General features: G+C 63.0%; 16 protein-coding genes and 1 tRNA gene. 11 read left to right on the top strand and 6 right to left on the bottom strand.

The annotated features are described in order from the left end of the window. Positions 1–15: 15 nt before the first annotated feature. Positions 16–1,371 carry a signal recognition particle protein gene (ffh, locus tag THIX_RS05040; protein WP_112485328.1) on the top strand — a complete coding sequence of 452 codons (1,356 nt, stop codon included), beginning with the start codon at positions 16–18 and terminating at the stop codon, positions 1,369–1,371. Positions 1,372–1,430: 59 nt separating this feature from the next. On the opposite strand, the gene THIX_RS05035 is transcribed toward ffh, so the two are convergent. Together THIX_RS05035 and THIX_RS05030 are read right to left on the bottom strand one after the other, a co-directional pair. After that, on the bottom strand, positions 1,431–2,123 hold the full coding sequence (locus THIX_RS05035) for a transglycosylase SLT domain-containing protein (RefSeq protein WP_112485327.1): 693 nt from the start codon (positions 2,121–2,123) through the stop codon (positions 1,431–1,433). Between the two features lie 116 nt (positions 2,124–2,239). After that, a complete protein-coding gene (locus THIX_RS05030; protein ID WP_112485326.1) occupies positions 2,240–3,979 on the bottom strand; it encodes a proline--tRNA ligase in 1,740 nt (579 codons plus the stop codon). Between the two features lie 160 nt (positions 3,980–4,139). Here THIX_RS05030 and THIX_RS05025 point away from each other — a divergent pair, with 160 nt between their 5' ends. After that, entirely contained in the window at positions 4,140–4,700 is a 561-nt protein-coding gene (locus THIX_RS05025; protein ID WP_112485325.1) for an RNA pyrophosphohydrolase, read from the top strand. After that, on the top strand, positions 4,697–5,269 hold the full coding sequence (locus THIX_RS05020; protein ID WP_112485324.1) for a CNP1-like family protein: 573 nt from the start codon (positions 4,697–4,699) through the stop codon (positions 5,267–5,269). Before THIX_RS05025 ends, THIX_RS05020 begins: the two co-directional genes overlap by 4 nt. 11 nt (positions 5,270–5,280) lie before the next feature. Here THIX_RS05020 and proB read toward each other — a convergent pair whose 3' ends face one another. From proB to rplU, 4 genes are all read right to left on the bottom strand, one after another. Then, positions 5,281–6,432, bottom strand: a complete 1,152-nt coding sequence (gene proB / locus THIX_RS05015; RefSeq protein WP_112485323.1) for a glutamate 5-kinase — start codon at positions 6,430–6,432, stop codon at positions 5,281–5,283. After that, positions 6,422–7,486: an Obg family GTPase CgtA gene (gene cgtA, locus THIX_RS05010; protein WP_112485322.1), complete on the bottom strand. Its 1,065-nt coding sequence runs from the start codon at positions 7,484–7,486 to the stop codon at positions 6,422–6,424. Before cgtA ends, proB begins: the two co-directional genes overlap by 11 nt. Before the next feature lie 233 nt (positions 7,487–7,719). Then, complete coding sequence (rpmA, locus tag THIX_RS05005; RefSeq protein ID WP_112485321.1) at positions 7,720–7,992, bottom strand: 50S ribosomal protein L27; 273 nt, start codon at positions 7,990–7,992, stop codon at positions 7,720–7,722. Between the two features lie 12 nt (positions 7,993–8,004). After that, positions 8,005–8,316, bottom strand: a complete 312-nt coding sequence (gene rplU, locus THIX_RS05000; protein WP_112485320.1) for a 50S ribosomal protein L21 — start codon at positions 8,314–8,316, stop codon at positions 8,005–8,007. Between the two features lie 313 nt (positions 8,317–8,629). On the opposite strand from rplU, the gene THIX_RS04995 reads away from it, so the two are divergent. The 8 genes from THIX_RS04995 (at position 8,630) to THIX_RS04960 (ending at position 15,503) form a co-directional block, all read left to right on the top strand. Further along, positions 8,630–9,559, top strand: coding sequence for a polyprenyl synthetase family protein (locus THIX_RS04995; protein ID WP_112485319.1), 930 nt, complete (start codon positions 8,630–8,632; stop codon positions 9,557–9,559). Positions 9,560–9,594: 35 nt separating this feature from the next. Then, positions 9,595–9,671, top strand: a tRNA-Pro gene (locus tag THIX_RS04990). 210 nt (positions 9,672–9,881) lie between these two features. Continuing rightward, positions 9,882–11,633 (top strand): type IV-A pilus assembly ATPase PilB, encoded by a 1,752-nt coding sequence (gene pilB / locus THIX_RS04985; RefSeq protein WP_112485318.1) that lies wholly within the window; start codon positions 9,882–9,884, stop codon positions 11,631–11,633. A 25-nt stretch (positions 11,634–11,658) separates the two neighbouring features. Then, entirely contained in the window at positions 11,659–12,879 is a 1,221-nt protein-coding gene (locus THIX_RS04980; protein ID WP_112485317.1) for a type II secretion system F family protein, read from the top strand. 2 nt (positions 12,880–12,881) lie between these two features. Continuing rightward, positions 12,882–13,751: an A24 family peptidase gene (locus tag THIX_RS04975; RefSeq protein ID WP_112485316.1), complete on the top strand. Its 870-nt coding sequence runs from the start codon at positions 12,882–12,884 to the stop codon at positions 13,749–13,751. 13 nt (positions 13,752–13,764) lie between these two features. Continuing rightward, complete coding sequence (gene coaE, locus THIX_RS04970; protein WP_233224404.1) at positions 13,765–14,412, top strand: dephospho-CoA kinase; 648 nt, start codon at positions 13,765–13,767, stop codon at positions 14,410–14,412. Positions 14,413–14,508: 96 nt separating this feature from the next. Beyond that, positions 14,509–15,261 carry a cell division protein ZapD gene (zapD, locus tag THIX_RS04965; protein ID WP_112488183.1) on the top strand — a complete coding sequence of 251 codons (753 nt, stop codon included), beginning with the start codon at positions 14,509–14,511 and terminating at the stop codon, positions 15,259–15,261. Beyond that, on the top strand, positions 15,258–15,503 hold the full coding sequence (locus THIX_RS04960; RefSeq protein ID WP_112485315.1) for a DNA gyrase inhibitor YacG: 246 nt from the start codon (positions 15,258–15,260) through the stop codon (positions 15,501–15,503). The genes zapD and THIX_RS04960 overlap by 4 nt, the downstream gene beginning before the upstream one ends. Positions 15,504–15,521 lie beyond the last annotated feature (18 nt).

The raw sequence follows: 15,521 nt of genomic DNA, 5'->3' as shown, positions 1-15,521 counted from the left end.
TTCGAACACCGCCCCATGCTCAATAACCTGACCCAGCGACTCTCCCGTGTCGTCAAGACCATTCGGGGTGAAGCGCGCATCACCGAATCGAATATCGCCGAGATGCTGCGCGAGGTGCGCCTGGCCTTGCTGGAAGCCGACGTCGCCTTGCCGGTGGTGCGCGAATTCACCACGCGCGTGAAAGAAAAAGCCTTGGGCCAGGAAGTGGTGGGCTCGCTCTCCCCCGGCCAGGCGCTGGTGGGCGTGGTGCACAAAGAGTTGGCGGCCCTCATGGGGCCGGGGGCCGTGGGCCTGAACCTCGCGGTGCAGCCACCGGCGGTGGTGCTCATGGCCGGCCTGCAGGGCGCGGGCAAAACCACCACCACGGCCAAGCTGGCGAAGTGGTTGATCGAGCGCCAGAAAAAGAAAGTGCTGACGGTGTCGTGCGACGTCTACCGACCCGCGGCCATCGCCCAGCTGCAAACCGTGACGCAACAAGCGGGGGCCGAGTTCCTGCCGTCGTCACCGGACGAAAAACCCATCGATATCGCCCGCCGTGCGGTGGACTACGCCCGCGCCCACCACATCGACGTGCTGCTGGTGGATACCGCCGGGCGCCTGGCGGTGGATGCGGAGATGATGCGCGAAATCGCCGAGTTGCACGCGGCGCTCAAACCCATCGAAACCCTGTTCGTGGTCGACGCCATGCAGGGCCAGGACGCGCTGGCTACGGCGCGCGCCTTTCACGACGCGCTGCCGCTCACCGGCATCGTGCTGACCAAGCTGGACGGCGACGCCCGCGGCGGCGCGGCGCTGTCGGTGCATCACGTGACGGGCGCCCCGGTGAAGTTCGCCGGCGTGTCGGAGAAGATCGACGGGCTGGAGGCTTTCGACCCATCCCGCATGGCCGACCGCATTCTGGGTATGGGCGACGTGCTGGCGCTGGTGGAGGAGGCGCAGCGCAGCGTCGACATCCAGGCGGCGCAGCAACTGGCGCAGAAGGTGAAATCGGGCGAGCAGTTCGACCTGAACGACTTCCTGATGCAGTTGCAGCAGATGAACAAGATGGGCGGCCTGCAAGGCCTGATGGACAAGCTGCCGGCGGAGATGCAGGCGCGCGCGGGTCAGGCCGACATGGATAAAGCCACCCGCGACGTGCGCCGCATGCAGGGCATCATTTCGTCGATGACCCCGCACGAGCGCCGCAAACCGGACGTCATCAAGGCTTCGCGCAAACGCCGCATCGCCACCGGGGCGGGTGTGCAGGTGCAGGAAGTCAACCGCATGCTCAGCCAGTTCGAGCAGATGCGCGACATGATGAAAAAAATGAAGGGCGGCAAGATGTTCAAGATGATGCAGCGCATGGGCGGCGCTGGCTTGATGCGGCGCTGAGTTCCGTGCCCCGCTCGCGGGGTGTGCGCTGCGAGCGGGTCGAGGATGATCGGCCGGGCTCAACGCAGCGGTTGTTCGGTTTTGGCATCAGCCTTGGCGTCGGTCTTGGCAAACGACTCGGTCGCCTGGTCCATCAGCCAGGCTTTGCGCGCCGCCAGCACGGCGTCAGGATACGCCGCGTTGCCACGCGAACCGTTGTAGCGTCCCAGCGCCATGAACAAATCGCCATGCTCGAGATTGAGATAGTGGCGCAGGATGACGCAGCCGTAGCGCAGATTGATCTGCATATTGAGCAAGGTCTCGGCGTTGCCGTTGCCGATCTGCCGCGTCCAGAACGGCATGACCTGCATCAGCCCCAAGGCACCGGTGGATGAAATGGCGTATTTCTTGAATCCGCTTTCCACCTGAATCAAACCCAGCACCAGTGCCGGCTCCAGGCCCGCACGATGCGCCTCGTACCACACGGTTTGCAGGAAGGCCTCGCGCACCACGAAATTGGGCATGCGCGCACGCAGGCGTGACGACTCGGTGGCGAGCCACATGAGATAGCCGATGAGGTGCTGCGGGCTGCGGAAATGCTGCTTGGGCGGCGCTGCGTCGGCGATCTGCGCAGCCAAGGCCACGCGCACGGCGTCCGACAGCTGTTCTTCCTTCTGGTCCCCGGCCCAGGCGCGGTTCAGGCCCATGGCGAAGATGAGGAACAAGGCTGCGCAGACCGCCAGGACGCGCAAGCCGTGACGAACGCGGCTCATGAGCGCCCCCAGAAGTCCGCAAGCCCCCCCCCGAGGGGAGACAAGAAAACTCGGGAGCGGCCCTTCGTTTCCTTGAGATCTGACGTGCCGGACCGCAAAGCCGCAACGCATGGCGCTCAGACCGCTGACCGCTGCTGCAGATGCGCCAACACGCCATCCAGGCTGATGGCGGTGGCTGCCGTGTCGCGGCGGTGCTGGTACTCCAGCGTGCCTGCAGCCAGACCCCGCTCGGACACCACCAGGCGGTGCGGCACGCCGATCAGTTCCCAGTCGGCGAACATCGCGCCGGGGCGCCCGCCACGGTCGTCGAGCACCACGTCCACACCGGCTTCCTGCAACTGCGCATAGAGCCTGTCAGCCGCCTCGCGCACGGTGGCATTGCGGTCGTAGGCAATGGGGCAGACAACCGCGGTGAAAGGAGCGATGGCCTCCGGCCAGACCATGCCGCGCGCATCGTGGTTCTGCTCGATGCAGGCTCCGAGAATGCGGGTGATGCCGATGCCGTAGCAGCCCATCTCCAGCGCTTGCGATTTGCCGTTCTCATCGAGAAAGGATGCGCCCATGGCGGCGGAATACTTGGTGCCGAGGTAAAAGACATGACCGACCTCGATGCCGCGGCAGATGGCAAGCCGGCCTTTGCCGTCGGGGCTGGCATCGCCCTCGACCACATTGCGAATGTCGGCCACCTGGGGCTCGGGCAGGTCGCGTCCCCAATTGACGCCGGTGAAATGGAAATCTTCGGCATTGGCGCCAAGGACGAAATCGTGCATGGCCGCCACGGTGCGGTCGACCACCACGCGCATGGGTTTGGCGGTACCGATGGGCCCGATGTAGCCCGGCTTGCAGCCGAAATACTCGACGATCTCGGCCTCTGTCGCCATGCGCGCATCGCCCAGCCCCTGCAGCTTGCCGACCTTGATGTCGTTCACCGCATGGTCGCCACGCACCAGCAACAGCACGACATGGGTGGAGGTGATGACGCCTTTGTCATTGCGAGCATCCACGGCCATGACCACCGACTTGACCGTGCGCGCCAGCGGCATGCCCAGCAACGCGGCGACATCTTCGCATTTGGCCGCGCCAGGCGTGGGCGTCTTGCGCAGGTCTTCGCCCGGCGCGGCGCGCCGTGCCACTGCAGGCAGGGCTTCGGCCAGTTCCACATTCGCGGCGTAGTCGGAATCAGGGCAGTAGGCGATGGCGTCCTCACCGGTCTCGGCGATGACATGGAACTCGTGGCTCATCGAGCCGCCGATGGCACCCGAGTCGGCGGCCACGGCGCGGAACTCGAAACCGAAGCGTTGAAAGATGCGCTGATAGGCGGCGTACATGGCCTGATAGCTGACCTGTGCGCCGGCGTAGTCGCGATCGAAGGAATAGGCGTCCTTCATGGTGAATTCACGCGCGCGCATGACGCCGAAACGCGGCCGGCGCTCGTCGCGGAATTTGGTCTGGATGTGATAAAAATTGAGCGGCAGCTGCCGCCACGAGCGAATTTCGCTGCGCGCCAGATCGGTCACCACCTCCTCCGAGGTGGGTTGCACGACAAAGTCGCGCTGGTGCCTGTCCTTGATGCGCAGCAGCTCCGGCCCGTACTTCTCCCAGCGTCCGGTTTCCTGCCAAAGTTCGGCCGGCTGCACCACCGGCATGAGCAACTCGATGGCACCGGCGCGGTTCATTTCCTCGCGCACGATGGCCTCCACCTTGCGGATGCTGCGCAGTCCCAGGGGCATGTAGCTGTAGAGCCCGGCAGCGAGCTTCTTGATCATCCCGGCGCGCAACATCAAGGCCTGGCTGGCAACTTCGGCATCGGCCGGGGCCTCTTTCTGGGTGGAGATGAAAAAACGGGAAACACGCATGGAGAGTCGGGCCTTGAGTTTTGCAGGTGGGGCAGCTTAGGCGCCCAGGGGCGGCCGTGCCAAACCTCGCACGGTTTGTGGGCTGGCTGCACGGGGATTCGCGCGGAAAAGGCGGTGCCTATAATCGGAACAGGATTCTAAAAGATGAAGGATATCGGCCATGTTGGACCGCGAAGGCTATCGTCCCAACGTCGGCATCATCCTGCTGAACACCAAAAATCAGGTGTTCTGGGGCAAGCGGGTCAGTGCGCATTCCTGGCAGTTCCCGCAAGGTGGCATCAACGCTGGCGAAAACCCCGAGCAGGCGATGTACCGCGAACTGTTCGAGGAAGTGGGCTTGAAGCCCTGTCATGTGCATGTCCTCGGTCGCACGCGCAACTGGCTGCGCTACGACGTACCGCAGCAATTTCTGCGCCGCGACAGCCACGGCATTTACAAAGGCCAGAAGCAAATCTGGTTCCTGCTCAAGTTGACGGGGCGTGATTGCGATGTCTGCCTGCGCGCCACCACCCACCCTGAATTCGACGCCTGGCGCTGGAACGAGTACTGGATTCCGCTCGACAGCGTGATCGAGTTCAAGCGCGAGGTTTACCAGCAGGCCCTGTCCGAACTCGCGCACCTTTTGCCCAGAGTGGAGCCGCGTACCCGTTACCTGCGCGCCAACCTGCGTCACGGCCGCGCCCCGCACGGCACACTCCACCCCGACCCCCAGACCGAATGATTGCTGCGATTGCTTGGAAACCCCAATTCCGTCACACTCTGCATGCGCTGTCTTGCGGCCTGTTGCTCGGTCTCGCCGCCGGCCCAGCCTCGGCGCAAAGCGCGAACGGCTCACAGGGTCTGCTGGAGCCGTCCAAACCTCAGGCAACGGTCGCCCCAGTGGAGTTTCCCATGGCTCCGCAAGACAACGGCCTGCAAAAGGTCGCCGTCACCGGCGGGTCGACGCTTGAGTTTTTCGTTGACCTCCCCAGCATCAGCCTCGCTGGCGATGCGCTGGTGCGCTACACCCTGGTCGCCCGCAGTCCGCAAGGCCCCAGCAACATCAGCTACGAAGGCCTGGATTGCGCCCAAGATAGCTGGCATATCTACGGCGTCTGGAGTGCGAGCGCCAAGCGTTGGGTACCCAATCCGTCGAGCGACTGGCGCAGTGTCAATGCTGGCGGGTTCACCCGCATCCATGCCGTGCTCGATACCGACTATCTCTGCAAGGGGCGGTTGGCCGCGGGCTCAAGTGCCGAGATGGTCGCAAGGCTCAAGCAGGGCATCCGCACCGTGCAACCCACCCCCTGAGCGGCGCCGGATCAGGGCACAAGTTGGGTCAGCACCATGTTGTCGCGGTGAATGAGTTCGGGCTCTTCGATGAAACCGAGTATGGCTTCAATCTGTGCAGTCGGCGCGCGCCGGATGAGCCGGGCTTCCGCTGAAGCGTAATTGCTCAGACCACGTGCAATTTCCTGGCCCTGCGGGTCGAGCACGGCAATCACGTCACCGCGCTCGAATTCGCCACTCACATCAACCACGCCCACGGGCAACAGACTGGCACCGCCTTCGCGCAACCGCCGGGCGGCCCCGGCATCCACACCCACACGTCCGCCGATCTGCAGATGATCGACCATCCATTGCTTGCGCGCGGCCAGTTTGCCCGAGCCCGCGGACAACTGGCTGCCGATGGACTCACCGGCGGCCAGGCGCAACAGCACATCCGGCTCACGCCCGCTGGCAATCACGGTATGCGCACCGCTTTGCGCGGCCCTGCGCGCCGCCAGCACCTTGGTCAGCATGCCACCCTTGCCGATGGCGCTACCGGCGCCGCCGGCCATCGCCACGAGTGCGGGGTCATCGGCCTGGACATGGGTCATCAAAGCGGCATTCGAGTCCTTGCGTGGATCGGCTGAATACAGCCCGCTCTGGTCGGTGAGGATGATGAAGGCGTCGGCCTCCACCAGATTGGTCACCAGCGCGCCCAGCGTGTCGTTATCGCCGACCTTGATCTCGTCGGTGACCACCGTGTCGTTCTCGTTGATGACGGGGACCACGCCATGCGCCAACAAGGTCAGCAGCGCGCTGCGGGCGTTCAGATAACGACGGCGGTTGGCCAGGTCGGCATGCGTCAACAGAATCTGCGCGCAGTGCCGCCCGCGCGCGCTGAAAGCCGACTCGTAGGCCTGCGCAAGACCCATCTGGCCGACGGCAGCGGCGGCCTGCAACTCGGGAATTTCGTTGGGCCGTTTGTTCCAGCCCAGGCGCTTCATGCCTTCGGCAATGGCACCGCTGGACACCAGGATGACTTCCTTCCCCAGCCCATGCAGGGCAGTGATCTGTTCCACCCAGCGCGCCACCGCAGCGTGGTCGATGCCGCGTCCCTCGTCCGTCACGAGGCTGGAGCCGACCTTGACCACCAACCGGCGGGCGGCGGCAATCACCGAAGGTTTGCGTCCGTCCTCAAGCGTCATTTTGGGTAAAGCGTGGATCATGCATGGGCTCGGGCGTGGCTGGGCCTTGCTTGCGAACGGCCTCGAAGATCTCGCGCAACAGGGGCTCGAGCCCCTCCCGCGCCAACGCCGAAATGACGAAAACCGGACCTTTGTGTCGCAGGCGGCGCACGATGTCGGCCACGCGTGCCTTGCGCTCCTCCTGCGGCACGATGTCGATCTTGTTGAGCACCAGCCAGCGCGGCTTGGCGGCAAGCTCGGAGTCATACTTTTTCAGCTCGGCAACGACGCTGCGCGCATCGCGCACCGGATCGGCTTCGGGGTCGAAAGGCGCGACATCCACCAAGTGCAGCAATAAGCGCGTGCGCTGCAGGTGGCGCAAAAACTGGTGCCCGAGACCAGCCCCTTCGGCTGCGCCTTCGATCAGCCCTGGAATGTCGGCCACGACAAAACTCTGCCCCTCGCCCACGCGCACCACGCCCAATTGGGGATGCAGCGTCGTGAAGGGATAGTCGGCAATCTTCGGCCGGGCGTTGGACACGGCCGCGATGAACGTGCTCTTGCCTGCGTTGGGCATGCCCAACATGCCCACATCCGCCAGCACCTTGAGTTCGAGATGCAATTTGCGCTGCTCGCCCAGATGCCCTGGTGTGCTTTGGCGCGGAGCCCGGTTGGTGCTGGACTTGAAACGCAAATTTCCAAGTCCACCCTGGCCACCTTGCGCCAAGACGATGCGCTGGCCCGATTCGGTCAGGTCAGCCACCACGTCGCCGCTCTCGGCGTCGCGAATCAGCGTACCCACCGGAACGCGCAGCAGCATGTCTTCACCGGCAGCGCCGAACTGATCGGCCCCACGCCCGTGCTCACCATTGCGTGCGCGGTACAGGCGCTGATAGCGGAAATCGATCAGGGTGTTGAGGTTGGAGTCGGCCTCCACATAAATGTGGCCGCCCCTGCCCCCATCTCCCCCATCCGGGCCGCCGAATGGAATGAATTTCTCGCGACGAAAAGACATGCAGCCGTTGCCGCCCTTGCCAGCGGACACTTCGATCTGGGCTTCATCAATGAATTTCACGTGCTCGCTCACTCTCAAAAAACACGGTGCTGCAGCTTGGGGGCATTGGTGCAAGTGCAGTCCACCTCATACCAAACTCCGACTCGGAAGTTCAGCCTGCTGCACACAGTGCGTTCAAAGCACAAGCCCCGACTTGCCTGCCCCGGCAGGATGCCAGTGGCTGCAAGCCGGGGCTTGGGTCAAACTTGGATACAGCCAATCACCGTGCCGCGGGACTCCGGCACTTGCCGACTTCAGGCCTCGGCCGATTTCAGCGGAGTGATATTGACGAACTGGCGGTTGTGCTCGCCCTTGCGGCCGAATTGAACCTGACCATCAACCAACGCGAACAGGGTGTGATCCTTGCCCATGCCGACGTTGACGCCCGCGTGAAAACGCGTACCACGCTGACGCACGATGATGGAGCCAGCCGGAATGGCCTCACCGCCGAATGCCTTGACGCCCAGCCGTTTGGCTTCTGAATCGCGTCCGTTGCGGGTTGAGCCGCCGCCTTTTTTCTGTGCCATGTTTGGTTCTCCTTACGCCGCGATGCTTTCGATCTGCAGCTCGGTGTAATTCTGCCGATGCCCTTGATGCTTTTGGTAGTGCTTGCGGCGGCGCATCTTGAAAATACGCACCTTCTCGCCACGCCCATGCGACAAAACTTTGGCTGTCACCGCCGCACCCGCCACAAGGGGAGTGCCGATCCGGGTGTCCTCGCCGCTGAATACGGCAAGCACCTGATCGATCACGATGTCTTGGCCAATGTCTGCGGGTAACTGTTCTACCTTGATCTTTTCGCCGGCGCAAACCTTGTATTGCTTGCCGCCGGTTTTTATGACCGCATACATATGACTACTCCTGAAAATTGAACGTACAGCCTTCCATTCGATGAAAGGCTGGTCACAATTCATCCAGCGCGCAATTTGACTTGCAAATTGCAAAAACCGATGAACCGTGCATCATAACAGAGCCTTGCGCTGCCGCGGCCCCAGGCCGATGCCCAAGCCCTGGCGCCAGGGACGAGATGGGCAGCCCTATAAAATTGCCCAAGGCCCTGCACCACAGCTTTCGCGCCACGCGCGCGGACCCAACCTTGAACCCGCACACTTCGTGACTTCTTCGCATTCGATTCAATCGATCCTCGCTCCCATTGCACAGGACATGCGTGAAGTCGACGCAAGCATCCGGCAAAACCTGACCTCCGAAGTGCAGCTGATCAATGCCATCAGCGGCCACATCATTTCCGCTGGCGGCAAGCGCCTGCGTCCCGCCCTGCTCCTGCTGATGGCCAAGGCGCATGGCTACAACGGGCCACACCATCACACCTTGGCCGCAGTGGTCGAGCTGATCCATACGGCGACCCTGCTGCACGACGACGTCGTCGATGAGTCGGACTTGCGGCGTGGGCGCAAAACCTCCAATGCGCGATTCGGCAATGCCGCGAGCGTCCTGGCTGGCGACTTTCTCTATTCGCGCGCCTTCCAGATGATGGTCACGGCCGGCAATCTGCGCATCCTGCAAATTCTGGCGGATGCGACGAATGTGATCGCCGAAGGCGAGGTGCTACAGCTCCTGAACATGCACGACCCCGAGGTCGGCGTGGAGCGCTATCTCCAGGTCATCGGCTACAAGACTGCGACCCTGTTCGATGCGGCGGCACGCATAGGCGCCGTGCTGGCCGGCGTGGACACGAAGCACGAGGATGCCTCCGCGGCTTGTGGCCGCGCCATCGGCACGGCATTCCAGCTCATCGATGATGCGCTGGACTACAACGGCGAGGCGGAGGAGATGGGCAAAAACGTCGGCGACGATCTGCGCGAGGGCAAGCCCACGCTGCCGCTGATCGTTGCCATGCAGCGCGGGACACAAACCGAGCGCGAACTCATTCAAAACGCCATTCGCCATGGCGAAACCCAGAATATGCCGCGCATTTTGCAGATCGTTCGGGACTGCGGTGCGCTGGACACCGTGCATGAAACAGCCCAGGCTGAATTGAGCAGTGCGCGCGCCCTGCTCGAAGGCCTGGAGCCGAGTCCCGAGCGCGAAGCTCTGATAGACTTGTGCGCTTACTCTTTGGATCGCAACGCATGAGTTTTGTTTGCAGCGATCCATTGCGTTTTTCCCATCGGGGTGTAGCTTAGCCTGGTAGAGCGCTACGTTCGGGACGTAGAGGCCGGAGGTTCGAATCCTCTCACCCCGACCAGAATTCCCGAAACTGACGGTCGCCATATGCGGCCGTTTTTGTTTTTGCCTTGCGGTTGGGAGCACCCGGGAAGCACCAGCCAAGGTAGGCTTCAACGCAAAAAACTTGCGAATCTGCGACAGAATTCCCCTCACGGGGCGTTACCCGCACGAGGCCTGATTTACAAAGTGGCGGGCAACCAGCATCATGCACTAGCCATACTCCGCCACCATGTCGACAGTTCTCGCAGCATCCCCGACGCAAAGCAAATCGTCCACCCAGCTATCCGGGCTTGGACATGCATTGGTGCAATCGGATCAGTTGCAGCGCGCTGTAGCCGAGCAAATCCAGAAGCGCGCAGTCGAATCGCGAACGAGCTTCATCGCAACCCTGCTGTCCAGCGGCTCCATGAGCGCAGCAGACCTTGCGCACTGGGTCAGCAAGACGTTTGCGCTACCCATGCTCGACCTCGACGCGCTAGACCCTGCCCGGGTGCCGCCTGGCGTGCTCGATCCCAAAATCATCCAGGCCTACAAAGTTCTTCCGCTGATCAAGCGCGGCAACAAACTGGTGGTGGCAACGGCCGATCCCGCCGACCATGAGGCTGAAGACAAGATCAAATTTCAGACCCAGGCCGCGGTCGACCTGGTTGTGGTCGAGTACGACAAATTATTGCGCTGGATCGAGCAGAGCACCCAATCCGCCAGCACCCAGATCAATGCCCTGGTCGGTGAGGATTTTGACCTCGGCGATCTTGACGATGGCTCCAGGGACGCCAGCGCCGAAAAAGACGCGGCCGCGGGCGCAGACATTGACGATGCCCCGGTGGTGCGCTTTCTGCAAAAAATGCTGGTGGATGCGATCAATATGCGAGCGTCCGACCTGCACTTCGAGCCCTTCGAGAACTTTTATCGAATCCGCTTCCGCGTCGATGGCGAGTTGCGTGAAATTGCCCAGCCGCCTGTCGCCATCAAAGAAAAACTGGCCTCGCGCATCAAGGTGATTTCGCGTCTGGACATCGCTGAACGCCGCGTACCGCAGGACGGGCGCATGAAACTGCGCTTTGGCCCCGATAAGTCCATCGACTTCCGCATCAGCACCTTGCCGACCATCCACGGCGAAAAAATCGTCATCCGGATCCTGGACTCGTCCCTTGCCAAGATGGGCATTGAATCCCTGGGCTATGAGCCGGATGAAAAAGAGCGCGTGATGCGCGCCATCAAACGTCCCTATGGCATGGTGCTGGTCACCGGCCCCACGGGCAGCGGCAAAACGGTGTCGCTCTATTCCTACCTGAACCTGCTCAACCAGCCGGGCGTCAATATCTCCACGGCTGAAGATCCGGCGGAAATCAATCTTCCCGGCGTCAACCAGGTCAACGTGAACGAGAAGGCCGGCCTGAATTTCGCCACGGCCTTGCGGGCCTTCCTGCGTCAGGATCCCGACATCATCATGGTCGGCGAAATTCGCGATCTGGAAACGGCGGACATCTCCATCAAGGCCGCGCAGACCGGGCACATGGTGTTCTCGACCCTGCACACCAACGACGCCCCGACAACGCTCACACGTTTGATGAATATGGGTGTGCCGGCATTCAACATCGCCTCCAGCGTGATTCTCATCACCGCTCAGCGTCTGGCACGCAAGCTTTGCCCCCAGTGCAAGTCGCCGATGGACATCCCGTCGGCAGCCTTGCTCGAGGCCGGGTTCAAAGATGCCGACCTGGACGGCTCCTGGAAGCCCTACAAGCCCGGCAAGTGCAGCGCCTGCAGCGGCAGCGGCTACAAAGGGCGACTGGGCATCTACCAGGCCATGCCCATCAGTGAAGAAATCCAACGCATCATCCTGAATCACGGCACGGCGCTCGACATTGCTGACCAGGCCAAGCGCGATGGTGTACGCACCCTGCGCGAGTCGGGACTCATCAAGGTCAAGCAGGGACTCACCTCGCTCGAAGAGGTGTTGGCCGTGACCAACGAATGAACAACAGGCTGCAACCGGAGGACCCATGGCAACAGCCGTAATGCGCACCCCCAAGGATTTTCTCTTCGTCTGGGAGGGAAAGGATCGCCAGGGCAAACTGCAGCGCGGCGAAATACGCGCGAGCAGCGAGAACATCGTCAAAGCGTCGCTGCGACGTCAGGGCATCTTGGCCACCAAGGTCAAGAAGCGCAGGGTCGGAGGCGGCAAGGCCATCAAGTCCAAGGATCTGACCACGTTCACACGGCAGATGGCCACCATGTTGCGGGCCGGGGTGCCGCTGCTGCAGTCGTTCGACATCGTCGGGCGCAGCCACCCCAATCCATCGATGGCGAGGCTGATCTCTGAAATTCGCAACGACGTCGAAACCGGCACGAGCTTGTCGGCCGCGTTTCGTAAATTTCCCAAATACTTCGATCATCTCTATTGCAATCTGGTCGAAGCCGGCGAAGAGGCCGGCATGCTCGAGTTGATCCTCGATCGCCTTGCCACCTACCAGGAAAAGACCCTCGCCATACGCAGCAAGATCAAGTCCGCGCTCACCTACCCGATCGCGGTGATGATCGTGGCCATGATCGTGGTCACCATCATCATGCTGTTCGTCGTGCCGACCTTCCAGGACGTCTTCAGTCAGTTTGGCGCCAGCCTTCCAACGCCCACGCTGGTGGTCATCGCCATATCCAATTTTTTCGTCCATTACTGGTACATCCTGTTCGGCACGCTGTTCATCGGCGGCTATTTCCTGCTGCAGTCCTGGAAGCGCTCGGACAAGGTGAAGGAGTTTGTCGATCGCATGATGCTGCGGCTCCCCGTCTTCGGCGATCTGGTGCTCAAGGGCACGCTCGCCCGCTGGACCCGGACCCTGGCGACCATGTTCGGCGCCGGCGTTCCCCTGGTCGAAGCACTGGACTCCGTGGGCGGCGCTTCAGGCAATATCGTCTACCAGCGCGCCACCGAGAAAATCCAACAGGACGTGTCCACCGGCACCAGCCTGACCTTGTCGATGCAAACCACCGGGGTGTTTCCGCCTCTGGTGCTGCAGATGGCATCCATTGGCGAAGAGTCCGGCTCGCTCGACCAAATGCTGTCCAAGGCCGCCGATATCTACGAGGCCGAAGTCGATGAGTTGGTGAAGGCGCTGTCGAGCCTGCTGGAGCCCATCATCATCGTGGTGCTCGGCGTGCTCATCGGCGGCTTGGTCATCGCCATGTACTTGCCCATTTTCAATCTCGGCAAGGTCGTCGGTTGATCATGCCCGCTGCATGGGCCGCGCTCCCCGCCGGTTTCTGGGTGATGGCGGCCGCGCTGGTGGGCTTGGCCGTGGGCAGTTTTCTCAATGTCGTCATCTACCGCCTGCCGGTGATGCTCGAGCGCGCCTGGCAGCACGACGCCCACGCCACGCTGCACCCCGACGCCGAACTGCCCAGCAGCGAAGCCTTCAACCTGATGCATCCGCGCTCGCGCTGCGGGCAATGCGGCCATGCCATTCGCTGGTGGGAGAACATTCCACTGCTGAGTTGGCTGCTGCTGCGCGGCAAGTGCTCGTCTTGTGGCACGCGCATCTCGGTGCGCTATCCGCTGGTCGAACTGCTGACCGCCGTGCTCACGGCGGCCGTGATCGTGCTGCAGGGGCTCACACCCTGGTCACTCGGACTGGTGCTGCTGCTGTGGGGGCTCATTGCCCTGGCTTTCATCGACTACGACACCACCCTGCTGCCCGACGGCATCACCCTGCCGCTGCTGTGGCTGGGCCTGTTGCTGCATGCCGTGCTCGACCCTGGCTTTTTGCCGCAGGCGGTCTGGGGGGCGGCCCTTGGTTACGCCAGCCTGTGGAGCATCTACCAGGCGTTCAAACTGCTCACCGGCAAGGAAGGCATGGGCTATGGCGACTTCAAACTGTTCGCCGCGCTGGGAGCCTGGTTCGGTGCCATGGCGCTCTTGCCCATCATCCTATTGTCGGCCATTGCCGGTGCCGTCATCGGCATCGCACTGCAATTCAGCGGGCTGGCCGAGCGCGGCAAACCCATACCCTTCGGCCCTTTCCTGGCGGCCGCGGGCCTGATCATGTTGCTGCTCGGGCCGCAGCGGCTGATCGCCTGGGTGCTGCCCGGCGGCGCTTGATCTGCCACGACGCGTGACCGGAAACACTGCCACCACGACGCGGCGATTGGCCGCGAAACTCACCATCGGACTCACGGGTGGCATTGGCTCGGGCAAGTCGGCCGTGGCCCATCTGCTGGCCGCATGGGGGGCGAGCGTGCTTGACGCCGATGTCATCGCCCACGAACTCACTGCACCGGGCGGCGCTGCCATCGCGCCCATTGGCGAGGCCTTCGGCGCCGCGATGATCACCGCCGACGGCGGGCTCGACCGCGCACGCATGCGCGCCGCCGTATTCGCCGACCCGGGCCGGCGCCACCAGCTCGAAGCCATCCTTCATCCGCGCATCGGTCGGGTCCTGCGGGAGCGCGCGGCCCTGGCGCAGGGTGCCTACCTCGTGCTCGTCGTACCCCTCCTGGTCGAGGGTCTGGAGCGCTGGCGAGGCGTGGTGGACCGCATCGCCGTGGTCGACTGCGCCGAAGATTTGCAAATCGAACGCGTCATGCGCAGATCGAACCTGGATGCGTCACAGGTGCGTGCCATCATGGCCACGCAAGCCACGCGCGAAGCGCGCCGTGCTGCTGCCGACGATCTGATCGACAACAGCACCGACCTCGCCGCACTCCAAGCCCGTACCCGCGACTTGCATGGGCAGTACCTGCAAATCGCCCGCCGCATTTGAATTCCCACCGCACATGCATGACAATGCGACGCTGTGAGGATGCAGGCCAAGGAAGGCCGACCGTCCGCCTGCTGCAGTACCCACCCGACCCGGCCCGTGATCCTCTACGAATACCCCCTGAGCGAGCGCGTTCGCACCATGCTGCGACTCGAATACCTGTTTCGCCGGGTCCATTTCCTGCTGCAGCGCGCCCACCCCTTTGACCATCATTTCGCCCTGCTCTCGCTGTTCGAGATCATGGACGTGGCCACGCGCCAGGATCTCAAGTCCGAACTGCTCAAGGACCTGGAGCGGCAACGGCAACAGTTTCTCAGCTTCCGCGGCAACCCAGCAGTTTCCGAGCAGACGCTCGACGAGGTTCTCGCCGAACTCGACGCGGCCTTCCAGTGCCTGAGCCAGCAACTCGGCAAACCCGGCCAGCCCCTGCTCGACAACGAATGGCTGATGGCCATCCGCAGCCGCGCCAGCATTCCGGGCGGAACCTGCGAGTTCGATCTGCCAGCCTATTACGCCTGGCAGCACCTGCCCGAAGACCAGCGTCGGCTGGACATGGCGCGCTGGATGGAATGCTTCGGCCCCCTGGCCATGGGCGTGGAATTGCTGCTGCGCCTGCTGCGCGACTCCGGTACGCCGCACAAGGCCCTGGCCCCTGGGGGCGTGTACCAGCAAAACCTCGGCGGCCGCAGCTTCCAGCTCATGCGCCTGCGCGTCGATGGTGCTTTGGGGGTCGTCCCCGAAACCACGGGCCACCGGCTGATGGTCTCGGTGCGCTACATGCGGCCAGACGTTGACTGGAAGCTCAGGCCCGTGACCACGGATGTGGCTTTTGAGATTGCCCTTTGCCCATGACCGCCTCGACCACCGCACCCGCCGTGCGCACCGTGCGTTGCCCTGCCTGCGGCGGCCCCAGCCGCTACGCGGCCGACAATCCGTGGCGGCCGTTTTGCAGTGAGCGCTGCAAGAACCTGGATTTCGGTGCCTGGGCCAGCGAAAACTACCGGGTGGCCACCCAGCCCTCGGTGGATGACGAAGACGGCGGCGAAAGCAGCGGGCCGGCATCGAGTTCCGGCGACAAGCCCATCAGCCACTGAAGCCTCGCAGCTGCAGCA

Source organism: Thiomonas sp. X19 (assembly GCF_900089495.1).
GTDB lineage: Bacteria > Pseudomonadota > Gammaproteobacteria > Burkholderiales > Burkholderiaceae_C > Thiomonas_A.
Note: the sequence above shows the minus strand (reverse complement) of the source record. Positions and strands in the feature narration are given on the sequence as shown.